At 45.5% G+C, this 24,658-nt stretch carries 20 protein-coding genes; 11 read left to right on the top strand and 9 right to left on the bottom strand.

The genetic code is table 11. The features are described from left to right. Window positions 1-6 precede the first annotated feature (6 nt). Window positions 7-1,773: a PAS domain S-box protein gene (locus AC1DM9_RS14610; RefSeq protein WP_477580652.1), complete on the bottom strand. Its 1,767-nt coding sequence runs from the start codon at window positions 1,771-1,773 to the stop codon at window positions 7-9. Window positions 1,774-1,950: 177 nt separating this feature from the next. Between AC1DM9_RS14610 and deoC the strand changes: the two genes are divergently transcribed. Beyond that, window positions 1,951-2,640 (top strand): deoxyribose-phosphate aldolase, encoded by a 690-nt coding sequence (gene deoC, locus AC1DM9_RS14605; protein ID WP_477580650.1) that lies wholly within the window; start codon window positions 1,951-1,953, stop codon window positions 2,638-2,640. A gap of 119 nt (window positions 2,641-2,759) precedes the next feature. Here deoC and AC1DM9_RS14600 read toward each other — a convergent pair whose 3' ends face one another. Then, window positions 2,760-3,632, bottom strand: coding sequence for an aldose epimerase family protein (locus AC1DM9_RS14600; RefSeq protein ID WP_441877850.1), 873 nt, complete (start codon window positions 3,630-3,632; stop codon window positions 2,760-2,762). A gap of 398 nt (window positions 3,633-4,030) precedes the next feature. After that, window positions 4,031-5,167 carry a peptidylprolyl isomerase gene (locus AC1DM9_RS14595; protein WP_477510929.1) on the bottom strand — a complete coding sequence of 379 codons (1,137 nt, stop codon included), beginning with the start codon at window positions 5,165-5,167 and terminating at the stop codon, window positions 4,031-4,033. Window positions 5,168-5,458: 291 nt separating this feature from the next. Here AC1DM9_RS14595 and AC1DM9_RS14590 point away from each other — a divergent pair, with 291 nt between their 5' ends. From AC1DM9_RS14590 to AC1DM9_RS14565, 6 genes are all read left to right on the top strand, one after another. Then, window positions 5,459-6,904: an HD-GYP domain-containing protein gene (locus tag AC1DM9_RS14590; RefSeq protein WP_477580647.1), complete on the top strand. Its 1,446-nt coding sequence runs from the start codon at window positions 5,459-5,461 to the stop codon at window positions 6,902-6,904. 109 nt (window positions 6,905-7,013) lie between these two features. Further along, the gene (gene mgrA, locus AC1DM9_RS14585; RefSeq protein WP_477580645.1) at window positions 7,014-8,009 is read left to right on the top strand and encodes an L-glyceraldehyde 3-phosphate reductase; all 996 of its coding nucleotides are present in this window, start codon (window positions 7,014-7,016) and stop codon (window positions 8,007-8,009) included. A gap of 167 nt (window positions 8,010-8,176) precedes the next feature. Then, window positions 8,177-12,025, top strand: coding sequence for a response regulator (locus AC1DM9_RS14580; protein ID WP_477580935.1), 3,849 nt, complete (start codon window positions 8,177-8,179; stop codon window positions 12,023-12,025). A 102-nt stretch (window positions 12,026-12,127) separates the two neighbouring features. Next, window positions 12,128-12,856: a response regulator transcription factor gene (locus tag AC1DM9_RS14575; protein WP_076268413.1), complete on the top strand. Its 729-nt coding sequence runs from the start codon at window positions 12,128-12,130 to the stop codon at window positions 12,854-12,856. A 222-nt stretch (window positions 12,857-13,078) separates the two neighbouring features. Continuing rightward, on the top strand, window positions 13,079-14,392 hold the full coding sequence (locus AC1DM9_RS14570; RefSeq protein ID WP_477580643.1) for a putative bifunctional diguanylate cyclase/phosphodiesterase: 1,314 nt from the start codon (window positions 13,079-13,081) through the stop codon (window positions 14,390-14,392). Between the two features lies 1 nt (window position 14,393). Further along, window positions 14,394-16,193 (top strand): methyl-accepting chemotaxis protein, encoded by a 1,800-nt coding sequence (locus tag AC1DM9_RS14565; protein WP_441877860.1) that lies wholly within the window; start codon window positions 14,394-14,396, stop codon window positions 16,191-16,193. A 130-nt stretch (window positions 16,194-16,323) separates the two neighbouring features. On the opposite strand, the gene AC1DM9_RS14560 is transcribed toward AC1DM9_RS14565, so the two are convergent. The 4 genes from AC1DM9_RS14560 to AC1DM9_RS14545 form a co-directional block, all read right to left on the bottom strand. Further along, on the bottom strand, window positions 16,324-16,542 hold the full coding sequence (locus AC1DM9_RS14560) for a hypothetical protein (RefSeq protein ID WP_076268411.1): 219 nt from the start codon (window positions 16,540-16,542) through the stop codon (window positions 16,324-16,326). A 189-nt stretch (window positions 16,543-16,731) separates the two neighbouring features. Next, window positions 16,732-17,412: a TraX family protein gene (locus AC1DM9_RS14555; protein ID WP_441877862.1), complete on the bottom strand. Its 681-nt coding sequence runs from the start codon at window positions 17,410-17,412 to the stop codon at window positions 16,732-16,734. 114 nt (window positions 17,413-17,526) lie between these two features. After that, window positions 17,527-18,423, bottom strand: coding sequence for a manganese catalase family protein (locus AC1DM9_RS14550; protein WP_441877864.1), 897 nt, complete (start codon window positions 18,421-18,423; stop codon window positions 17,527-17,529). 126 nt (window positions 18,424-18,549) lie between these two features. Beyond that, window positions 18,550-19,290, bottom strand: coding sequence for a hypothetical protein (locus tag AC1DM9_RS14545; protein ID WP_477580640.1), 741 nt, complete (start codon window positions 19,288-19,290; stop codon window positions 18,550-18,552). Window positions 19,291-19,454: 164 nt separating this feature from the next. Here AC1DM9_RS14545 and AC1DM9_RS14540 point away from each other — a divergent pair, with 164 nt between their 5' ends. Together AC1DM9_RS14540 and AC1DM9_RS14535 are read left to right on the top strand one after the other, a co-directional pair. Continuing rightward, a complete protein-coding gene (locus AC1DM9_RS14540) occupies window positions 19,455-19,877 on the top strand; it encodes a hypothetical protein (protein WP_441877868.1) in 423 nt (140 codons plus the stop codon). Between the two features lie 185 nt (window positions 19,878-20,062). Continuing rightward, the gene (locus AC1DM9_RS14535; protein ID WP_441877870.1) at window positions 20,063-20,401 is read left to right on the top strand and encodes a hypothetical protein; all 339 of its coding nucleotides are present in this window, start codon (window positions 20,063-20,065) and stop codon (window positions 20,399-20,401) included. Window positions 20,402-20,527: 126 nt separating this feature from the next. Here the strand turns inward: AC1DM9_RS14535 and AC1DM9_RS14530 are convergent, their stop codons facing one another. Then, window positions 20,528-21,163 (bottom strand): NUDIX hydrolase, encoded by a 636-nt coding sequence (locus AC1DM9_RS14530; RefSeq protein WP_477580638.1) that lies wholly within the window; start codon window positions 21,161-21,163, stop codon window positions 20,528-20,530. Beyond that, window positions 21,156-21,638 (bottom strand): large-conductance mechanosensitive channel protein MscL, encoded by a 483-nt coding sequence (gene mscL / locus AC1DM9_RS14525; RefSeq protein ID WP_339206503.1) that lies wholly within the window; start codon window positions 21,636-21,638, stop codon window positions 21,156-21,158. The genes AC1DM9_RS14530 and mscL overlap by 8 nt, the downstream gene beginning before the upstream one ends. A gap of 357 nt (window positions 21,639-21,995) precedes the next feature. Between mscL and AC1DM9_RS14520 the strand changes: the two genes are divergently transcribed. Then, window positions 21,996-23,720 carry an ATP-binding protein gene (locus AC1DM9_RS14520; RefSeq protein ID WP_477580636.1) on the top strand — a complete coding sequence of 575 codons (1,725 nt, stop codon included), beginning with the start codon at window positions 21,996-21,998 and terminating at the stop codon, window positions 23,718-23,720. A gap of 139 nt (window positions 23,721-23,859) precedes the next feature. Beyond that, a complete protein-coding gene (locus AC1DM9_RS14515; protein ID WP_339206505.1) occupies window positions 23,860-24,627 on the top strand; it encodes a sporulation protein in 768 nt (255 codons plus the stop codon). The last annotated feature ends 31 nt before the right edge of the window (window positions 24,628-24,658 follow it).

Here is a 24,658-nt window from a genome sequence, read left to right as displayed (position 1 = left end):
GTGGAATTAGTGTGATACGTATCGATCTTTTCCTTCGCGCTTCGCCTGGTACAGCGCTTTGTCCGCATGGGTAAACAGCTCATCTTGCTTAGCGGAACAGCCAGGCTTCCATGTTGCTGATCCCAAGCTTATCGTAACCTGTTGGCAGCCGGATAATTCTGCATGCGGTATCTTTAATTGTCTGACCGCTTCCAGAAGTCTAGATGCAATATTGGCGGCACGTTCTTCACTCGTTTGAGGTAAAATAAATCCAAATTCCTCGCCCCCATAGCGGGCGACAATATCAAGCGGACGCTTCAGGGCGCTCCGCAATGCGGCGGCGATTTGTCTGAGACATTCGTCGCCTTTTTGATGCCCGAACGTATCATTGAATAATTTGAAGTTGTCGATATCGCCCAGCATGAGCGTGATCGGCATATGGTGATGCTGCGCTTCCAGCCATTCCTTGTTCCAAGACTCATCAAACACTCGCCGATTTGCAATATTGGTCAACTCATCCACATGCGAGAGCTTATGTAATAATTGATATTTTTCAATCATTTTCAACTCATTTTCTTTGCGAGGGGTAACGTCTCTGGAGACAGAAACGATCGTCTGCGTGCGATCACCATCATGATAAATGACGCGGGAGGTCGTTTCGAGCCAGCGATAAATGCCTTCCTTGCGGCGCATGCGATAAGTAATGGTATTGGCTTCAACGTTGCTGTAAATGAGCTCCTGATTTTCGAGCATTCTCCCTCTGTCATCAGGATGATACAAAACAAACGGTGACGATCCAATCAGCTCGTCATCACGAAAGCCTAGCAGCATATAGCAAGCAGGGGATACATAAGTAAATAACCCATCTCGATCATGCTTGGAGATCATGTCGCTTGAATTTTCAGCAAGCAGCCGGAAGCTCTTCTCGCTCTCCAGCAGCTTGTCAGCGATTCGCTTCCGCTCTGTAATTTGGCGAAAATGAACGGAGAGTCCAAATTCGGACGGGTATAAATTCGACTCAAACCAATTATTAAGCCGTGGAATAAATTGCTCGTACATGCGGTGCTGATTGGTTTCCATAGACAATCTATATTCTAGATGGCTTATGGACTCTGAGAGCCAAGGGAATAGCTCCCATATGCTATAACCAATCAATTGTTCCTTGTTTCGCTTAAATAGTTCCTGAGTCGCATTGTTCGTATAGATAAACCTAAATTCATGATCCAGTGAGAAAAATGCATCTGAGATACTCTCCAAAATAGTGGAGATCCGCATCGTAAGCTGCCTTACTTCCGACACGGCTTGCGTCTTCTCTGTAATGTCCATCATTTGCGATATAAAATGACGGGGGGCGCCATGCCTGTCATATACAAGGGATACGGAAAGAAGCACGGTTACAATGCCGCCGGTCTTTTTGAAGTATCTCTTCTCCATTTGAAAGGTGTCGATTTCGCCCTCGAGCAGCTGTTTCACGTAGCGGTAATCCTCTTCCAAGTCATCCGGATGGGTAATTTGGCCAAACGTAAGATTGATAAGCTCTTTCTCCTCATAACCGAGCATCGTTTGAGCGGAAGGGTTGGCTACGATAAAACGACCATCTAAATCTACTAATGCCATGCCTATTGAGGCATAATGAAAAGCGCTGCCGAATAAATCAGCTTCGCGCTTTGATTTCGAAAACAAGGTCAAGCTGCGCACCTCTCTGCGGTTCAGACTGGATAAGTTTGTTAGTACATAGTAAAGAATAGAACACAACCATCCGTTTGTCCACATGACTTCTGTAGGAAAGATCATCTGCAAAAAAGTAAGCATGTGGTATTTTCGGCGCTATATTATTGTTGTTTTGAACAAAGCTTCGTATAATGAAACGTATCATGCGTATCTCGCCCATTCGTTTGGATAGGATAGGGATGAGACGTACCGGCAGAGCAATGTTTGGAGCAATCAAAATGATAGAGGAGGAGCAGCAAAATGAGCAACGATATGAATTTATCGCCTGCGGAAATAGCGGCGATGATCGATCATACAATACTTAAAGCTGATGCAACAAAGGATGAGGTACTTCAAATTTGCCGCGAGGCTAAGCAGTATCAATTTGCAACGGTTTGCGTAAATGCAGGCTGGGTAGCAACAGCTGCTGAAGAACTAAAGGGATCGGGAGTAGGCATAACGACAGTCGTTGGTTTCCCATTAGGAGCGACGATGACGGCATCTAAGGCAGCAGAAGCGAAGTTTGCTATTGAAGCTGGAGCAACGGAAGTGGATATGGTTTTAAACATCGGCTTGATGAAGTCAGGCGATCTTGAAGGCGTGAAGCGTGATGTTGAGGGTGTAGCTGCGGCGGTTAAAGGAAAAGCCCTGCTTAAAGTTATTCTTGAAACGGGACTTCTAACGGATGAAGAAAAGGTTGTCGCATGTGAAATTTGCAAACAGGCTGGCGCAGATTTCGTGAAGACATCCACGGGTTTTGGCAAGGGAGGCGCTACGGTAGAGGATATCGCTCTGATGCGTCGTACGGTAGGTCCTGACCTCGGTGTGAAAGCATCCGGCGGCGTACGCGACCGGGAGACTGCTCTGCAAATGTTCGCAGCGGGCGCAACACGTATTGGAGCAAGCTCTGGCATCGCTATCGTTACAGGCGGTCTAGGCGAAGGCTATTAGTTCATTGCTCATAAAAAGATAAGAGGGAAGCCTTGCACCATGGAACCGAACCCATGGCTTGCAAGGCTTCCCTCTCTTTTTTGCTTAATGGCTGAATCGTTCGTCCAAAGAGGCGGGACTTAACGTTCGCAGCTAATCGTCATGTTGGCATGCAGCTCTTCGCCAGCGTTCAGCAGGACAAGCTCCTCTTGACGATTAAGCTCACCATTTTCAGCCATCCATGGCTCTACACATACGAAAGGCCGATCCTTAACGGACCAAAGCACCATATATTTGAAAATGTCATCGTAAGTTAGACGAACGCGAGCGCCTTGCAAAGCGACGAAGGAGATTTCGCTCTTCTTCGCATCGAGCAGGCATACGGATTCCACAAGTCCTTCCAAGTCGATAACACCATCAAATGGTTTTTCTACATTATCGTTATAATCGACATAGCGGGTAGCATCGCTTTCATATGCGATCTTTTTACCCGAATCAATGGCGAAATAAGGATGGAAGCCAGCATAAAAAGGCATCGCAGCTGCTTCGCTTAGATTGCGGTACAGCTGACGCGTATGTAATTGACCATCCTGCAGTACATAGGTAAACAACAATTCGAATGCAAAAGGGTAGGAGCGCAGCGTTTCTTCATTGCTTTGCAGGCGGATTGTAATCGAAGCCTCACCATCCGTTTTTGTACTGACAACATCCCATACAGCAGTACGGGCAACGCCGTGATTAGCCATCGTGTACGATTGACCGTTCCACTCATAAGTTTGGTTAGCAAGCTGCCCGCTAATTGGGAACAGGATCGGATTGCCTCCGCGGATATTGGCTGTGGGGTTCTCAAACGTCGCTTTGTCCAAATAAAAGAGCTCTAGTCCATGCAGCTGGCAGCCGATAACGATACCGCCGCGCTCTGGACATACAATGATGCGGGATTGCGTGCTTTCTTCCGTTAACTCATACAAGGTATACGTATCCTTATAGCTGCGTACTTCGTAGTTGCTCACTTGTTTCCCTCCAATAATAGGTACATGGCATATTTCACCATCATATCATATTCGCAATACACGCTACCTCACTATTTATGTCCTAAATCACGCCTACAGAGTCATTTCGCCCTCCCCGTCATCCGTACGACTATCCCTAACCGATCGATTGCCTGTTTTAAAATGGTCGAATCTAGTAAAACAATCATCTACGCCAATTGATAGTCATAGAATAATATATATTAACTTCAGAAGAATGACATAAAATTGAAGAGGCTCATCTGTCTTTCTGAAGCCAAAGCCTCCCTGAAGCCCATCCCTCCGGGCGAAAGGGGGGCTTTTTATTGTGAAAAAAGGACTGTGCCCACAGGTTATAAATAACCTATGAAGCACAGTCCCTTTAAAGAAAGCATTAGCTATTATTCAGCTTTTGGAGCGTCAGTAGCTGCTGGAGTCAGTGTGTTCGTGATTTTTGCTTTTGCACGAATTTCTGTCATCCAAGCTTCGGATAGCTCATTTGCTTCTGTAGCAACAAGCTGGTTCTTAATTTCTTCTTTTTTCTCTTCGAACGTTGGAACAACAGCAGCTTTCTCAGCTGTTTTCTTAATAATGTGGAAGCCGTTTTCGGTTTGAACAACACCGCTGATTTCATTGATTTTTAGAGCAAAAGCAGCAGCTTCGAACTCAGGAACCATTTTTCCTTTTCCGAATAGGCCAAGATCTCCGCCATTATCTTTCGAACCTGGGTCGATCGATTTCGCTTTTGCAATTGCAGCAAAGTCGCCGCCTTGCTTAAGCTCAGCTAGAATAGCGTCAGCTTCTTCTTTTGTAGCTACCAAAATGTGTGAAGCTTGAATTTGCTCAGGCGTGCCAAGTGCAGCTTTGTTCGTATCATAGAACTGTTGAATTTCTTCCGCAGTTACGTCTGTTTTTGGCTCCAAAACTTTACGAATCGTTAGATTGATTTTTGTATCGCTTTTCAAGTTTTCAAGCGTCATGTTGTACTGAGCAAGTGCATTACTGAACTGCTCGTCCGTACCGAAGCTCTTCTTGATCAGCGCAATTTCAGCATCCACGTCAGCGTCTGTAACTTTGACGTTATTTGCTTCTGCTTCTTGGAAGATCAGCTCTTGTGTAATGATGTTCTCAAGTGTAGCCGGACCGCCTGCTTTAACTAGCTCATCGTAAAGTCTGTCTTTCCCTATGTTGACACCGTTGACAGTTGCCACGGTTTCATTGCTTGATCCAAATGGCGGTTTAATTAATACGACGATCAGCAAAATAGCCAGTACTGCTGAGACGATCAACCATGCTTTACCGCTTCCGCCTTTGGGAGCCTGATGAACGCTCTCCGAATTTAGGGCAGCAGCACGAACCTCGTCGTTTGATGCTTCAGGAAGCTCTTCGTTTAATTCTTGTTGAAGCTCCTCTTCGATAGCTGTATCTTGATCCGAAAGCTTGTCCTGCTCTTCTGTCTGTTCGAGCTCGTAACGTTCTTCCTTCGCAGTCAATTCGTTTTCTGCGTCTTTGTTTGGCTGCGATTCCTTGTTATTCATTCCATAAACTCCCTTCAATTTACCTGTCTTCAACTACTATAACAAAACAAGATTGAAAAAACCTTAATCTAAAATAAAAATATATGCTGTCGGCTCGAATTATCCGTATTTCCGCGAAATTTCACTATTTATAGGTTGACTCCGTGATGATATGATAGTAAAAGACGAATATCCAACATTATCCTACAAGTTTCATGTTGGTTTTTAATGAAGCTTTACATTTTGCGCCTCCCACAGGCGGTATGTTTACCAGCAAATACATATAAAGAACGACATCTAGGAGGAATAAGCTTGCGCAAAAATATGTGGGTATACACACGTTTAGTTTTATTAATGCTTTTGCCGTTGGCAGGCTATTTCGCGTTGCGAGGTTCGGAGCTTGATAAGAGCATTAACGCACCTCAAGAGCATTTTTATATCGTCAGTCTCGTAGCATTGATCTCACTGATCCTTGCTATTGCTGTAGGATTCGTCGCGATTACCCTTCGCAATATTAAGATTAGTTTTCTATCGTTATCTTATGTATCATTATCTGCATTGTTTGTTCTGCATGGCTTATCTACCCCTGGTTTTTTAACGCATCACTCAAGTACTGCAGGCAGCACTGCTCAGCTTAGCGTTATACTGGCCGTTGTATGGTTGTGGTTGTCCTCTATATCTGTAGATCGTCCTCTCATCAAATGGTTTGCTCAGCTGCAGCGAATGCTTTTGCCCTTATGGATATCCTTGCTTCTTGCCCTTTGCACCATCCTTTGGTTTTACCCGAATCTTATTCTATTTCTGCATTTTAAGGATTTGCCAATGAAATGGGCCGCAAGCCTATTTACGATCGCTTTGAATGGCTGGACAATATATCGGTATTTGCAAGCGTACATATCCTCTCGTTTTCCATTGCAGCTAGCCATCGTGTACAGCTCAGGCTGGATGATTATTGCACAGCTGATTATCGTGAGTGGCGAGGCTTGGAATATAAGCTGGTGGCTTTACCATATCCTATTGCTTGCTTCAGTTGTCGTCATGGTTTGGGGTATTGTGAATCAATATGTCAGCTCCAAGTCCATTACAGCCTCTATTAAGCTGATGTTCCGCGCCAATCCGCGCGATTGGATTAACACCTATATGTCTTCAAGCGTTCGAGAGCTGGTGATGACAACGGAAGCACGTGATTCTTACACAGCAGGCCATAACTATCGGGTAGCCCTCTATGCTTTGAAGCTGGGCGAGGAGCTCTCACTCAGCTCAGCTGAATTAAGAGCGATTGCGCAAGGCGGATTAGTTCATGATGTCGGCAAATTGCGAATACCGGATACGATTTTGAACAAGCCAGGCAAGCTTACACCAGAGGAACGTGAAATTATTGAGGTGCATCCTATATCCGGCTACGATTTATGCAAAAGATTAGGTTTTATGCCGGAGGAGCTTTCCGTTATAAGGTCACATCATGAGAAGTGGGATGGCAGCGGCTATCCCGATCAGCTTGCAGGTGAACAGATACCGCTGCTTGCACGGGTCACTGCCGTAGCGGATGTTTATGATGCCTTGACCTCGTCACGTTCTTACCGAAAGGCTATGTCGCATGAGGCAGCTATGGAAATTATCCTAAAGGAGAGCGGGCGGCATTTCGACCCCGTGTGCGTTCAGGCATGGGAGCGTCTTGTTCGGGAGCAAACGAGCTTTTTCGAGGAAACCGTCCGCAACAGTCCGCATTTGAAGCTGGAGAAAAGGCAGATCAAATAGTTGCATTTCCATTTGGCAAGCTGCAGTTGTACAATATACGGGAAGCAGCTTGTTGATGCTTAATAAGCACAATAAGCGATTCCAATAACGGTTTGGGGGAATATTGAACATGACTTATTTAGCGGCTAATAATCGGTATGAGAGCATGAAGTATAACCGTGTCGGACGAAGCGGCTTAAAGCTGCCGGCAATTTCCTTAGGCTTGTGGCATAATTTCGGCGGCATTGACCGTCATGAGAATGGGCGTGCCATGGTACGCCGTGCATTTGATTTAGGCATTACGCACTTCGATCTTGCGAATAACTATGGACCTCCTGCTGGCTCAGCAGAAGAAATGTTTGGCCAAATACTTAAACAAGATTTTGCAGCATATCGTGATGAGCTTATTATATCAACCAAAGCTGGCTACTATATGTGGGAAGGCCCTTATGGCGAATGGGGCTCACGCAAATATTTGGTTTCCAGCTTGGATCAGAGCTTGAAGCGGATGAACCTTGATTATGTCGATATTTTTTATCACCATCGTCCAGACCCTGATACACCGCTTGAAGAAACAATGGGGGCTCTTGATCATATTGTGCGTCAAGGAAAAGCGCTGTATGTCGGCGTTTCGAATTACAATCCAGAGCAAACAGCTGAAGCGGCCGCTATTCTGAAGGATCTAGGTACGCCTTTCCTTATTCATCAGCCATCCTATTCGATGTTCAATCGCTGGATCGAGAACGGCTTGCAGGATGTTTTAGACGAAGAAGGCATTGGCTCGATCGTATTTTCTCCGCTTGCTGGAGGCTTGCTGACGAATCGTTATTTGAACGGTGTTCCTGCCGATTCACGCGCTGGAGGACCAAGTGTGTTTCTGAAGGCAGATCATATTACAGACAGCACATTGAATAAAATTAAGCAGTTGAATGAGATTGCACAGCATCGTGGACAATCGCTTGCCCAAATGTCTCTTGCCTGGGTACTCCGAGGCGGAAGAGTAACTTCGGCTTTGATCGGAGCAAGTCGTGTTGAACAAATTGATGATAATGTTGCTGCACTACGCCGCCTTGATTTCAGCGACGAGGAGCTTAGCCGTATTGAATCGGTGCTTGCAGCCGAATAGCTTAGTATAAATGATAATGAGACGCTAGAGCAGCTAACCGCAGTGTTGCGGGATGCAGGCTCTAGCGTTTTTTTATTATCCAAATAATAGTTGAAAGAGATATAATAGTGTCAAAGTCAGGCAGATTTGGCTCATGCGTAGCGAAAGGTGGAAGTGGTTTGAAAAAAATGTCGTTGCGTACAAAAGGTTTGATCCTGATTGTTCTCATTTCTTTTTTTCCGCTGTTGATTGCTGGAATAGGCAACTATTCTGCGGTCAAGGATGCAATGCTCAAATCCGAAATCGAGAAAACAAGCAGTATGCAAAACAAACGTGCAAACGAATTGGCGTCATGGATGGCTATCCGCAAGGCGGAGGTTATTGTGATGAGTCGAACAGAGGTTGTCCGTTTTGGCACAGATGAGGAGCGTCTTCATTATTTTGGACGTGAGCTCGTTCGCGGGGGCTTTATCTATCACTCGATTGGGTATATAGATGAATCAGGCATAAGCCTGCGTACCGATGGTATTAGACGAGACATGAGTATGGAGTCATTTTTTCAGGAGTCGATTACAGGCAAAGTGGTCATTACGGACCCTTTTAAGCCTTCTTTTTCTGATGCTACGCAATCATTTATTGTTGTACCTGTATATGGGGCTACGAATGAACTCAAAGGAGTTGTGTATGCCTCTATTGTCATGACGACACTTCGGCCATTCATTGAATTTACAGGCGATCAAACGATTATACGCTTGTTCAATGATGAAGGCGGCATCATCTATAGCTCTGATAACCAAGAGATCATTAGCAAGGGCTTATTTCATGAGAAGTCTTCCTTGTCTCCGATTGCCGAGAAGATGCTTGGCTCCTATGAGGGTGTTTCGGAAATTAACATAGCGGGAAGAGCGTACGCGGTATTTCATACGAAGGTGAGTGAAACGCCATGGCGTTTTGCATTGCAAGAGCCAATGTCCAAGCTGGAAGAAGAGGTAAAGCCGATCTTTTGGCGTATTTTCACGACAATTGCTGTCTCGGAAGTGATCATTGTTATCTTCTTCTTTCTCTACTTCGAACGTATTGTGAAGCGGTTAGAACGTATTTTGGGCGTGACGGAGCAGGCTGCAGCGGGGAGCTTCGAGGCTGAGCATCTTGAAGTTGAGCCGTATGACGAGATCGGTCAGCTTGGTCATTCTGTGAACGGCATGATGGAGCATTTGCAAGAAATGTTCGATCGCCTTGAAGCAATTATTAATCAAAATCAATATGCATTTATCGTGCTTGACGATCAGTATAAGGTCACCTATCTGAATAAAACAGCTGAAGAGATGCTGGGCTACAAGACTTCGGAGCTGGCTGGGAGCGCAACACCGCTGTTGTTCATGGATCTAGATGAGGTTCGCTTGGAAGCTGAGAAGCTTACCGAACAGCTTGGCAGAACGGTTCAGCCTGGTCTTGAAGTATTCAAGGAGCTCCGCAGCACGAGCTTCTCCTATGAGAGGGAATGGACCTTTATTCATAAAAACGGAACAAGAATTCCAACGCTGCACAGCTCGAATGGTTTGCGTGACCGCAATGGACGGTTCTCTGGTGTTGTAGGCATGGTGCTCGATATATCCGACCGCAAGCATGTAGAGAAAGCACGCAACCGTTTGCTCGACATCGTTGAATCAGCCAAGGATTTAATAGCATCAGTCAGCTCAAGAGGCAAGCTCGTCTATATGAATGGGGCAGGCAGAGAAATGCTGGGCTTGCAAAGCAATGCGGATCAGGTGCATATGGTAGAGGAATATTCTCATCCAGAAATGTATTCGGAGCTTGTGAGAGGAGCAGCGCTCGCCAAAGAGTTTGGTTACTGGGAAAGCGACGCGCAGTTGATGAAGCAAAATGGCGAGCCGCTGTACGTTTCCATGGTCATCGTGCCGCATAAGGATGAAGATACGGGTGAGCTGTTTTTCTCTTGTATAGCAAGAGATATTTCGGAGCAGAAGATGGTGCAGGAGAAGCTTGTTCGCGCCACACTCGAAGCGGAGGAAGCGAATCAAGCGAAGAGTCGATTCCTGGCGCTCATGAGCCATGAGATACGCACGCCGCTTAATGGCATTATCGGCTTGACGCAATTAATGCGCAAGACAGGGCTTTCTTCGTCACAGAAGGATTATATGGACAAGATGAATACCTCCTCGGAGACGCTGCTGCGAATTATTAATGATATTTTGGATTTCTCCAAAATTGAAGCAGGCAAGGTCGACATCGAACGTCAGCCGTTCCAGCCTGAGGAGCTGATGCACCGGATCACTGATCAATTAAGCGTATTTATGGGCGGTAAAGAGCAGTTTGAATTCATTATTGATACGCCAGAGGAATTGCCTCAAACGATTATTGGCGATGCGCTGCGTCTTGAGCAGGTGCTGCTCAATTTGTGCATGAATGCGATCAAATTCACGAATAGAGGAAAAGTAAGGCTGAAGCTGGAGATAGTGGAGCAGACGGATAAAGGGGTAGACGTGAAGTTTATCATCTCGGATACGGGGATTGGGATGAGCGAGGCGCAGGTCCAGAAGCTCTTTAAACCGTTTACGCAAGCGGATGGATCAACAACACGGAAGTTTGGTGGAACGGGACTTGGACTTGTCATATCCAAATCATTTGTTGAATTAATGGGAGGCAAGCTGAAGGTTACCAGCAAAGCGCTTGTTGGAAGCGAGTTTTACTTTACGCTGCCATTCACTATTATTCATAAGTATACAGAACCGCGTTTGCAGGTTCATCAGGATTTATTGGAGCAGCCCGTGTGGATCGTAGAGGATGATGACGAGATGCGGGAGCACTGGAGCGATATTGTCGAATCGTTTGGCTTGACGCCTATTCCATTTCACTCTTGGAAAATGGCTAGGGATCGCCTGCGCCGCATTGGAGCTGGCGCTCTGCCGAAGCTTATCGTGCTTGATATGGAGATGCCGGATATGTACGGTGCAGAAACCTGGCTTGAATTCCATCGTGATGCGGAACTAGCTGGTGTCAAAACCATTGCTATGACGACCTCTTATGGACGCGACGAAATGATGCAGCTTCCTGCTGAGCAAAGACCGGTAACATTGTTGATTAAGCCTATCATGAGGACGGCTATGCTTCGTGCAATTGAAAGTGTTCTCGATCATAAAGGCACGGATGGGAAGGAACAAGAAATCGAGTCAGTAGCCACGATTCAGCAAAATGTGACAAATACGCGGATTTTGTTAGCAGAGGACAATAAAATTAATCAGCTGGTTGCAATCGAAATTTTGAAGGAGCGGGGCTACGAGGTCGGCTTAGCTGAGAATGGCGAGGAAGTGCTGATTAAGCTGGGCGAAGAGCGCTGGGATCTTATATTAATGGATATTCATATGCCGATAATGGATGGATCGGAAGCAGTTCGCATCATTCGCACACAAGCTAAATATGATCATATTCCGATTATTGCCGTGACGGCAAACGTGCTTCGCAATGATCACGAGCGTTATTTGAAGCTGGGGATGAACGATGTGGTAACGAAGCCTATTTCCTCCGAGCGAATTCATAATGTCATTTCCTATTGGTTGAAGGAAATCAGCGGTTCGACTATTCAGCCGGTCGTCAAATCTGGGCTAAATGATCGTTCACGTGCATTAGAACCAGCAAATATAGATAGTTTGCCGTCTATTGACGGCATGGACGTTGAAAGCGCACTGGCAAGAGTGAATGGAAAACTGCCGATCTTGCTGCATATGATGGAGCAATTTATGCTTGATTACGATTCATTTGCAGACCAGCTGCGAATGATGATTAAGCAATCGGAGCTAACAATTGTCAAACGAATGGCTCACACACTTAAGGGGGCTGCCGGTTATTTATCCGCCTACGAATTGTTAGAGGCGGCTTGTGAGGTTGAGCGAATCGTGAAGCTGCCGGAGCTTGAATCGGACAATTTGCAAAAAGCTATTATTCAGTTAGAGGTGACGTTAAAGCGGCTTTTGGATGGGCTTCGGAAAGCGAAAGATGTATTCGACAATAAAACCTAACAAATTTCTAACAACTTGTTGTTCCTTTAATAACGTTAAGGTATAGTAGAGATACAAAAAATATTCGACAGAAATCTTCAATCCTCAAAAAGGGTGACGACAATGTATAAGGTTTTAGTTATTGAAGATGACGTCATGATGAGTGATATGCTGTCTATGTATTTATCCGAGGAAGGCTATTCTGTCATGCAAGCTTATAGAGCAGATGACGGATTAAGACTCGCATCAGAGTTTAATCCGGACTTGGTGCTGCTTGATTTAATCTTGCCCGATCTGGACGGAATGGAAGTGTGTGCGCTAATTAGAAAGCGCTCTAACGTACCGATTATGATTCTATCCATGAAGAGTGAAGTGTCAGAAAGAGTTCAGGCTTTAAAAGCTGGAGCGGATGATTACATGTGCAAACCATTCAGCATGCACGAAATGACAGCTAGGGTAGAGGCGTTAATTCGTCGATCGAATACGATGCAGACAGAGACAGCGCAGCAGGTTTCAGCAGCAGTGGAAGCGACCGAAGAGGGGGAGCTCATTCAGCTTGATTTTGAGAGACGCCTATTGCTGGTTCGCGGGAAGTTAGTTGAAACAACCTTCTCGGAATATGAGCTGATGAAATTATTTCTTGCACATCCGGGCAAGGTGTTTAGCAGGGAAGAACTTATAAATACGATCCGCGGCTTTGATTCCTTCGTAACAGACCGTGCCATAGACGTACATATCGTCAACCTTCGCAAGAAGATTGAACAGAACCCGAAGGAACCGCGGCTCATTCGAACGGTTTGGGGATTCGGCTATAAGTATACCGCTCAGCATACGAGCAAGAATCAAAGCTGAATACAGATTTTAATAAGAATCACTCCATTGTAGCGGAGTGGTTCTTTTTTTTTGCTAACAATTGGTGCGAAAAATCGCTACCTTTGGCCTAATTGTAAGGTTAAATGAATGGGTATTAAGATATCTAACATAGTTCTAAATATCGATCATTAATTTTTCTAATAGTTTTATGACAAAATAACTTTATACAACTGAAATGGAAATGGATGGTGGTCGAACAACATGGATGCGTTGACCGGTTTGCCTTGTCGCAAGGAGGCTTTTGCACAGCTGGAATTGGCCGTAAATGTCGTACGTGCAGCAGGCAAGCGGATGGTGGTGGCGTTGGTGGATTTGGATAAATTTTATCGCTTAAACGAAACCAAAGGAACAGAGTTTGGCAACCATGTACTCCTCATGATGGGGCAGCGTCTGGCTGAAGCTAGAAAGGCTGCTACAACGGTGAGTAGAGTTGGTGGAAACAGATTTATGGTAGCTATGCCTGTAGAACATGATGAATGTCAAAGCATGCAAGCTGTGGAGGCTATCAAAAATGCAATTGAGCGTCCCATCGATATTAACGGAGCGGAGCTATATATGACCTCGAGTATTGGGGCAACGTTATACCCGAAGGATGGACGAACAAGCGAACAGCTCATATGCCGAGCGGAGTCTGCCCTATACCAATCAAAAGAGCAGGGCGGCAATCGAGCAAGATTTTATAATTTGGAAGATACGAATAAGCTTAACCGACGCATCGCTATCGAAGCGGCATTAAGACCGGCATTATATTTACAGCAATTTCACCTCAGCTATCAACCAATCTATCGCATGGAGGACGGCAAGCTTAGAGGATTTGAAGCGCTGCTGCGCTGGCAGCATCCTGAGCTTGGCGATATTTCACCTACAGAATTTATACCTATAGCAGAGCATAGCGGTCTCATTGCACCTATTGGAGAATGGGTGCTTAGAGAATCGTGCAAAACGCTCGCGAACATGAGCAAATATGGTTTGAATAGTCTTAACATGTCAATTAATATATCTTCTCTTCAGCTGCAAGATCCTACCTTTTCACAAACGGTGCTGCATGTGTTAAAGGAGTATGAGCTTGCGCCTTCCTCATTTGAGCTTGAAATAACGGAAAGCTGTATGCTTCATACTTCAACTACAGCCATATCTACACTTAGCTGGTTTCGAGCAGCTGGCGTTCGAATCATACTAGACGATTTTGGAACAGGCTTCTCTTCCCTCACCAACTTGAATCAATTGCCGATTCATTGCCTTAAGATCGATAAGTCATTCATTAGAAACATTGATCTGCAAAGCGCGGATCGCATTATCGTTGAAGGCATCATTAATCTCGTTCATAAGCTTGGTCTTGAAGTGATTGCCAAGGGTGTAGAGTACAAGGAACAATACGAATTATTAGGCGAATGGGGTTGCAATTATGTACAGGGATTCCTTCTGGGCAAACCACAGGAACCTGACGTGCTTGATATATCCATGATACGATGTTCGGAATACACAGCAAAGAAGATGACTAAAGGAGAACTGTAAAGTGAGTCTATTGAACAAGGTAAAAAATCTTCGATCGATCAAACCTACGATTCGTATAAAGCTAATGGCGTTATGCTTGTCGCTTCTTTTAATTCCTAGCATTCTAGTTAGTACTTTAAGTTACAATACTGCTGTTAGCGAACTGGACAACGGCGGCGAGAAGCTGCTTCAAAATAGCGTTAAAAGCACCATCGGTTTAATTGCATTGCTCGACACACAGGTGAAAGCAGGAGCGATTGACCGCGCCAAAGCAGAGGAGTTCGTCAAAGTCTCTATGCTTGGACCAAAGAATGAGGCAGGCAAACGGCCTATCAATAAAAGCATTGATCTCGGCGAAAACGGTTATGTTTTTGCATTAGACAAAGACTCACTCACGATTGCCCATCCCACGATGGAGGGCAGCAGTCTTGCTGGACTTAAGTACAGCGATGGAGAACCAGTGCTCGATTCTGAATGGGGTCTCCCTGTTTCGGATGCCTTCATGAAGAAAGCGGAGTCGGGTGGCGGTTTTGTTTATTATACTTGGGCGCTTCCGGGTACAGAGAATGAACTGGCGTCGAAAATTACTTACCTAGAGAAGGACCCTCACTGGGGCTGGATTATTGCCTCGGGTACATATATGCAGGATTTTAATAAGGGTGCTGAACAGATTGTGACGGTTACAATCGTTACCTTATTAATTACGATAGCGGTCGGTATGGCAGCAACAATACTCTTTACGATCCGCATGACACGGCCAATCAAGCAGGTTTCTGCGCTTTCGATGGAGGTTGCAAAAGGTAATCTTCAAATAGAACCAATTATTTGCCATTACCGAGATGAGACAGGCGTACTTGCTGTAAGCTTTAATGAAATGGTAAAGCAGCTTAAAACGCTTGTGCACGAGGTGGGGAGCAGCGTGGATCAGGTAGCTGCTTCCTCGGAGGAGCTTATGGCTAGCGGAGAGCAAACCAGCCATGCAAGCGAACATATCGCATATACGATTCAGAAGGTAGCAGATGGGGCTGAGAAGCAATCGGCTAGTGCTGAGCAGAGTTTTCAGGTTATACATGAAATGTCGGCAAGCGTTCAGCAAATTGCGGTCAGCACGGAGCAAGCGTCACATGCAGCCAAAAAAACTTCCCGCCAGGCAACAGAAGGAAACGAGACGCTGCAGCAGGCAGTTGTTCAAATGGAATCGATACAGCTATCTTTTAATAGTTTGGCTGCAGCCGTACAAGGACTTGGGAATCGATCCACGGAAATCGTTAGAATGGTGCAGGTTATATCAGACATTTCTGCTCAGACGAATCTGCTTGCACTGAACGCTTCTATAGAAGCGGCAAGGGCTGGCGAGCACGGCAAAGGCTTCGCGGTTGTAGCTGGCGAGGTTCGCAAGCTGGCAGAGCAAACGAAGGAATCAAGCGATCATATTACGAAAATTGTTATGGCTGTTGGCACGGAGACGGAACGTGTGGTGCTGGCGATGAATGATGCGGGCACTGTCGTATCCGGCGGCATCCAAGCAGTTGAAGGAGCAGGCCGCATGTTTGGCTCTATACGGGATGAGGTTATGCAGGTTGCTGAGCAAATTGATGAGGTTTCGCAAGCAGCAAATGGCATTGCAGCAGGTACAGAGCAAGTGATGCTGACCATTAAAGAGGTCGTTGATATCGCGGTTGAAGGGGCTTCTGGTACGCAATCTGTAGCTGCAGCGGCGCAGCAGCAGACGGCCTCGATGGAAGAAATTGCAGCGGCATCAGCTATGCTTGCCAATATGGCAGAGCATTTGCAGAAGGAAATTATGAAATTTAAGGTTTAGCTTAAAGGAGAATGAATAATGCCCTAGCAGCGATATGCTGTTGGGGCATTTTTTGTAGGTGAATGGGGGTGATGAAAGCACAAAAAGACCTGACGGGCACTTTGCCTGCAGGTCTTTCTTTACGAGTTATCTAACATACTTCAAGGTAGAGCTTTGTGCCGTCGTTATACTGGAAAATAGCGACATCACGCACCATTTCAACAGATTTGATTCTTCTCCACTTTTTGCGGAAGTCAAAATCGAGTTCTAGTTCGTACAATTTATGATGAAGCAGATCTATGGATGCGGATTGTTCATTAGGGTAATAGACTGGGACAGAACGACTTTTAAAGGTAACGATTTTCATCATTTCCTATAACACCTCCGATCAATTTCCTCCATTCTAACGTAAATATTTTAGCCCCTTATGAATATGTGGTCAGAATTTTGTTTACTTTATTTACACTTTTCTAACATGTTCGACAATTACTGCACATGCTTAAGAGGTGTAGCAGCTGCAATCTCATGTATGAAAGCCATAGAAAAACTGGCGGAATGATCAACTGAATGATAGCTTGCGAAATATTTCCTTAAAGCTTTCGCTGCTGGTTGCATAATAAACGATTGCGATGAGCGTCATATGAAGCGGATAAAAGCTGCGCCAAACGAAGCGCGGTACTTTGATGGTTTCGAGGCTGCGCATGAAATCAGGCACATAGACCATAAGAATAGTAGCAAATATGCTAAAGGGCTGTATGAACCATTCCTTTATAAAGATGCTTACCACTTCCAAGGAGAAGTGAAACACAACAAAGGATTGATTTTGAGCATAACGATAAATGAGTACGAGCAGTGCAGCATATGCGCCATAGCTGAAGGGCATAAACTCGAGAAGTCCAGCGAGTGAAAGGCAAAGCAGAACTTGCAGAAGCGGCTTTCCGTTCCATTTGTCTAGAAGGCGCAGAAGCAGCAGGCAGACGAATAAAGTGCCTACCGTATTGACTTCAAGCCGGTAAAAAGCAAATTGATAAGGCAGCTGCGATAAAAGCGCGATCCATGCTACCCGTTTCAGATAACGATCCAGATTGCTCGTTCGGTAATAACCGAGAACTATCGCGAGCGCATAGAAGGGGAGAGCCAGCCGTCCAATGATTCTCCAAATGACGTTCTCAGGGAACCACAACAAACCAATATGATCAATAAGCATAGTAAGCATAGCCAAAACTTGAATCGCAATCACCTTCGTTCCCTCGCCTTTTGTTTAGTATAGCATAGGAAAACGAGGGAATAGGAGCAGGAAGACCTCCAAGCCGCTTTGCGCGCATGAGGAGGTCTTCCTTGAATCATGACATGATTATAGTCCGGCGTTTTTCTGCAGCCGACGGGCAATTTCAATAAAATCCTCTTGCGAGATGCCTGGCGCAAACTCTTCTGGAAGCTCGCTCAAATCAGGCATAGGTGCGCCTTGCGGTGCGCCTTGAATGACCTCAAGCTCAGCGCCGGTAAGCGGATTTTGTCCATTCCAAATGAGGACAATATCCTTGTAGTCGTTCTGGCTGAATGTGTACAGCTTGTTGCCAAGCCCCATTGCTTCGTATTTTCGAGCCGTTTCGAAGCTGTTGTTGCTAAGGTCGGGAATAGGGATAAGCTTCTTCACATCAACACCCGTTGCGATTTCGAGCGCTTTGGCATAGGCAAGTACATGGACGCCGCCGCGAACGAGTAAATAGCCAATCATTGCCCTTGCTGTAGGGTGATCCGTCATCTCAAATACTCGCATTTTATGCGTTCGTGCTCCGCACTCCAAGAAGAAATTATGCAGCAGATCAAGCACGAGATTGCCGCTGCTAAATACATTATCACCAGTCCATGCGCGTCCCATCGAATCACCTGGCAGCGAGGTTTGACCGGTTTGTATAAAAAAATAGCTGTTGCGCTTATTTACGCCTTCCTTTAGTGGAGCAGAATTAGGATCACCGGGACTTGTTGTCCCTGTTAATACCATATTAATAGCTGTCGAAACAAGCTCCACATGGCCAAATTCCTCTGCTGTTATGCTGGATACGAGGTCGTAGAACGGTTTAAGCTTCTTTTTCTCACGGAAATTAAAGGACTGATACATGTAGTTGTTTAAGGTGGACATTTCACCAAATTTTCCTCCAAGCAGCTCCTGCACCGCTGCCGCGGCGTTCGCATCCGCGTAAGGTGATGGCGGGAGTTCTATCTGAAGCCGATTTATCCGTTCAATCATGAGTTTACTCCCCTCATTTCATCGACGTTTCATTCTATGCATATGTATGACAGCTTTCGCAGTCATAGACCGTCGATGTCAAAAGGGACATGCTTTTGTCGAATGTATCAAAGCCTAACTTAATACTTAGAGCAGTGTGATGACAAGAAGCTCATACAGAACGAGTGGCAGCACCGCATTGTACGGGTTCATGAAAGCGCGCGGGTCTCGCATCGTACATTGCAAATAAAGAATGCAGTGATCAATATGCATAAGTTTGCCTTCAAATACATGTCCATCGATGGTCTGGACGCAAACGTATTTATGCATATGACCGCCGCACATATTCATAATCCTATCGCGTACCTCCATCACCATTGCCGTGTGCTGCGCTTCGGCTTCATAGATCACTGGAGCGGGTTTCTCCATGCCTGCCATGTTGCTCATATTAGGCATGCCGCCCATGCCTGCGTTTTGCATGTTGCTCATATTAGGCATGCCACCCATACTACCCATACTGCCGACGTTTGGCATATTGCCCATGTTGCTCATATTGGGCATGCCGCCCATACTGCCGACGTTTGGCATATTGCCCATGTTGCTCATATTGGGCATGCTGCCCATATTGCCTGCTTTCGGCATATTGCCCATGTTGCTCATATTGGACATGCTGCCCATATTGCCTGCGTTTGGCATATTGCTCATGTTGCTCATATTGGACATGCTGCCCACATTCCCCGCATTCGGCATACTGCTCATGGTGTTCATGTTAGGCATGCTGCCCGCGTTCCCAGCGTTCGGCATATTGCTCATGCTCCCCATGTTGCCGGGGTTTGGCACATTGCCCATATTGCCGATGTTGCCCATGCTCATCATATTTTCTGCCAAGCCAAAGACCTCCATTCGTATGGTATGTCATATAGGTATGCAGGAAGCGAGCGGGTCATACAAAAATGGAAGGTTAAATTCAACACATGGAGGGCGATACTCGTCCATGCAACTCTCTTAAATTTACATAGAATAGAGTATGTTCGAGAGGGAGGTGGAGTAATATGTCTGCTAAATCAATACTGAAAGTTAGCAATGTGAAAGCGGCTCGTAAAACAAGTAAAACAAATAGCCGAGCTCGGATCTCTTCTGAGTGCATAAGCCCAGTGGAGCAAAAAAGCTGCGGCCGCAGAGAAGACCCGGCAGTTGAAGCGATGCAAGAAGCAGGAGCTGAGTTAAGTGATATTTTTAAACAGTTGAAAGATGAGCGCACTGCTGCAAAACTTGTGAGAGCGATACGATGTCGTGATGCAAGAGCCGTTCAAAGCTTAATCGATTGCCATTGCCGTGTAGTAAACTTCTTCTGCACGCGCGACAAGGACTGTGTAAGAATTTTCTGTGCGTTCGGAAGAAATCAAGATGTAACCGTCTCATTTGATATTTGCGTCAAAAGAGAAGTAGATGAATGCCGTCGTCAATTCTGGTAATTTCTATTTAATAAGAAGGGCTGTCAATATTCTATGTTGGCAGTCCTTTTTGTTATTTAAAAAGGAGGCATATCACAGGAGTTGTATGGGCTGCATACGTTATAGGAGTGAGAGACGAGAATCATGTATAAGTTTGGAGGGAAAGAGGATGCCGCGAATACCTAATTTTCCGCAAGCATTGTTGGATGAGCACCGCGTATGGCATCATACGAATCATTTGGTTCCAGGAACGATACCGCCGCCGGGTTATGGCGATCGGTTTCTGCGATTTCATCGAGATTTTATTAATAGGGTATACAGCTGGCATGATTCGATGGGCTATGACCGCAGCTGGATTGCTGGCTGGAACCAAGTGCCTGAGGAGATCAGGCGTTCCTCCTGCTTTAATCCAGGCGCAGAGCAGCGAGTACAGAACAATCCGCGTTCATTCGCTACAGCCGATCAGCTGGGCAGCTTTATTGAGTACAATCTTCACGGGTGTTTTCATGAAATGGCGGCGAGGTTGTACAATCAGCCCGAGCTGAATGATTTTGACCTAGCGCCGCGCCATACTGAATTTTATAATATCCATGGCTTAATTGACCAGTGGTATAGCAATTGGGAGCGAACAATGGGCGTTCGCGATCCAGCTAGCAAAAGCAAGGCATCCCTTAAGTACAACCGCGCAGAGCCTGAAGTACGCTCGTATAATAAGAAAACTCGCGAGGCACGAATTGCTTCGCCGAAACGGAGCGCTGGACAATCGTCAGCTGCTCGTTCTGATCTCCGAGCTCAACACCTGACGCAGAAACCGCAGATAAAGATCCTTCAAACAATGCAATCAGCTCATCTAGATCAGCCTCATAAACGCCGGCCACTTCTTCAGGCTGCAGCAGAAGTTCTGTCAAAGGCAGCTCGCACACAAGGCCAAAAACGTCACTGACCTCACGGTCGATAAAGGGTTTTCCATTTACTTCACCGCTAATATTTTCCCTGATTTGCCCGAGTGGTATGAGCTGTTCAAATGAGGCGGAAACCCCTAGTTCTTCCTCAAGCTCACGAATGGCCTCGCGAATAGTTTCGCCCGCACTCAAATGACCGGCCGCCGTGATATCGTAGCAGCCCGGATTGGTATCCTTGCCTGCCTGACGCAGCTGAAACCGCACGAACCTGCGGTTTCCTTCACGGCGCGTCAGCCAGCAATGGAAGCTGCGGTGCCAATAACCTTTCGCATGCGTCTCTGCGCGTGTTGCTGTGCCCAGCGGCTGAAGCTGCTCGTCATAAATGTCAAAGAGCTCATCAGCCATGTGCAGCAGCCTCTAGCTGGGATGTGCAGTGCTTGCAGCGCGTAGCCTTCACAGGTATTTTGGACAAGCAGTAAGGGCAATCCTTCTCTGTCACTTCAACAGGTGGAGCTTCCTTCTTCTCATTGCGGCGAAGCACGTTGATTACTTTTACAAGCAGAAAGATACAGAATGCAACGATAATAAAGTCCAGCATTACGTTTATGAATTGGCCATAATTAATGGTAGGCAGCAAGGTTTCATCAATTTTGCCTCCGTTGCTTGCGGTGACACTGGCGGCGTGTTCTTTGCTATAAAGCGGGATTTTTAAATCCTTAAAATCGACGCCTCCCAAAACCACACCGATCGGCGGCATAATCACATCGTTAACCAGAGAAGTTACGATTTTACCAAAAGCTCCTCCGATAATGACCCCGACCGCTAAATCGATGACATTGCCTCTCATTGCAAACTCTTTAAACTCTTTAATGATTTTCATTGCTTTTCCTCCTACACATTTTAAGAAGCGGTAATAATGTCTGATTCAAGCCTCGTGCTATTACGAAGCGAAATGATCAAATCTAGCAATCCTATTAGACTATTATCGCCTGTTTCTACTAAGGTCATTCTAACATAATAGCCGAAGATGAGCAGAAGAGAAACTCACGCTCGATTTCTTACAAAAAATTGAAATATTGCCGGGACAAAGAGAGGTTTTTAAAGGATATTGTCGAATTTTACTATTTGAAAGCAAATTAATGGTTATTTAAGGAGTTCTATGAGCGACCTCGTTATACATGGAAATGGATTCTATTTAGTATTATCACTCTTCATCATGTGTTTTGCCTCCTATACGATGCTGAAAATGATTGAAAAGCCTCTGCAAAATGAACATACACACGGCTTCAATTGGATCATTGGCGGCGCTGCCGTATTTGGACTTGGCCAATGGACGATGCATGTTGTTTTGTTGCTTGCATCCCACTATAGATTGGTCATGAATTGGAGCATGCTCCCTATAGTATTCGCATGTGTCATTATCATTTATGTCTCATTAGTTGTTATGCAAAAGAAAAACCTCTCATCGGTACGCTTCGTAGTTGGAGCCCTATTAATGGCTCTGGGAGCTACGATGCTTCATTACTTGTCGATGCTTTCCGAATCGGTCGTTATACTAAAAATGGACTGGCCGCTGTATTGGATCTCCTTTGGAGTCAACTTTATTGGCGCATATTTGGCTTTTTATTGGCTGGAAACAAAGGGGTCAGGGTATAAGATAAAAAGCTGCTTTTCACTCGGATTGTCTAATATAGTCGTTCATCAAGTTGGCATGCACGCGCTGCAGATTGATTATAGCGATGTTTTTTCTACAGATCTTCTAAACCAATATTTGTTGATTCTTGCATCTTTACTTGGTTTATCTACTTTATTTATCCTCAGCTTCAGTCTTACCACCTGGTTTGCATCCAACAAATATACTCAAATGAATGAGCGTTATAAACTTCTAGTGGAGAACTCCATAGATACAATAGCTTTAATAAGCGACGGCAAATGGGAATTTATGAACCGTGCTGGCTTGCGTTTATTCGAAGTGCATTCAGCGGATAAAATAATCGGTTCAAATGTTTATAATTTATTGGCTGAACCCTATCATAATGAACTGGAAGCATGGCTCACGGCAGGCCAAGCAGGAGATGATGCGCCCAATAAGCCAATCGAGCTGCAATGGATGTCCATGCAAGGGACGCTGCTTCATACAGAAATGGTACGGGTGAGCTCTACCTTCTCGGGTAAACAAATTGAACAAGTCATTATTCGGGATATTTCTGAGAGGAAGAAGAATGAGGAGCTGCTCATTAATTCTGAGAAGCTTTATGTCGCAGGTCAATTAGCGGCGGGCATTGCACATGAAATTCGAAATCCGCTTACCTCGTTAAAAGGGTTTATGCAGCTGCTTTCATCGGGCCGGGGCAATATCAGCCATTTTTACGATATTATGAAAACAGAGCTCATCCGTATCGAGTCAATCGTCAGCGAACTACTTATGCTCTCCAAGCCACAGGTTTATGAATTTGTGCATAAAGATTGCCGTCAATTAATGGCGGACACGGTTAATTTACTGGAGACACAAGCTATTTTGCACAATGTGATCATTGAATTCCATTCTGACTATCGCCCATTGTGGGTATACGGTGTTGAGAATCAATTAAAGCAAGCGTTTATTAACGTGCTTAAAAATGCGATAGAAGCGATGCATAATGGTGGCATCGTCATGATTAATATGTCCCTTGATCCTGATCGCGGAGTAATGATACGCATTAAAGATGAAGGATCAGGCATGCCTGCGGAGCAGCTGTCGAAGATTGGTCAACCTTTTTATACAACAAAGGATAAAGGGACAGGACTTGGATTAATGGTCACTTTCAAAATTATTAATAATCATCAGGGACAAATTACGGCCGAAAGCAAGCTAGGAGTCGGGACGACCTTCATCATCCAATTGCCGTATATGGAGCAGCCGAATTTGCCGATGGATCAGAAGCTGAGCGAGCTAGGCCAATCAGATGATTCAGACCATTAGAGACGGGTTCACGCCATTCATCATTAACTTTTTATCACGCGCCGAAGGATGACTTTTTGAATTTGAAACTTAATTTTCAAGACATCGTAATACGGTTATGCAGTTCGGAATGATGATAATTTGAGTGGAGGTCGGTTTGATGTTTAATCGTTTTTTGGCAAGCATCGGTATTGGCTCAGCAAAGATTGATACACTATTAGAAAAAGCACGTTATGCACCAGGTGAAGAGGTTCGAGGTATCGTCAAAATGCAAGGCGGAAACGTAGAGCAGCGAATTGAAACGATACAGCTATCGGTCATGACAGAATATATACGTGAGAGCAATGACAGTAAAATAACGCAGCAGGGAGTGGTGGGACGATATCACGTGAGCGCTCCCTTCACATTGCAGGCAAATGAAAGTCGCGAGGTGCCGTTCTCCTTTCAGCTGCCCCATCAAACACCGCTTACAATTGGCCGCGCGCCAGTATGGGTGAAGACGGAATTAGACGTTCGCGGAGGCGTCGATCCTGGTGATAATGACCGAATCGAAGTGGTTCCGACACACGCCATGAACACGGTGCTGGAGGCGCTGAATGTGCTCGGCTTCCGTTTGCGCAAGGCAGAATGCGAGTACTCTTCCCGTCTTGGCGGCAAAATGCCATTTATTCAAGAGCTGGAATTTGTGCCGACCTCGCAGTTTCGAGGCCAGCTTGACGAGCTGGAAGTGATGTTCTATCCATCGGATCGCGAGCTTGAGCTGGTGCTCCAAATCGACCGGCGCGCACGCGGGTTATCATCCTTTTTTGCAGAGGCTATGGATATGGATGAGACATTTGTTCGGGCTCGCTTCACGAATGAGCAGCTGTCAGCAGGGCCGAACGCAATTGCGCAGCAGTTGTCTGGAATCATAGCGCGCTATATTTAAGTTTTATAAATAAAACAAGCTCGGGAGCGCT

Source organism: Paenibacillus sp. 01T431, assembly GCF_056398625.1.
The sequence above is the reverse complement of the archived record's forward strand: the minus strand, read 5'-3'. Positions and strand labels throughout refer to the sequence as shown.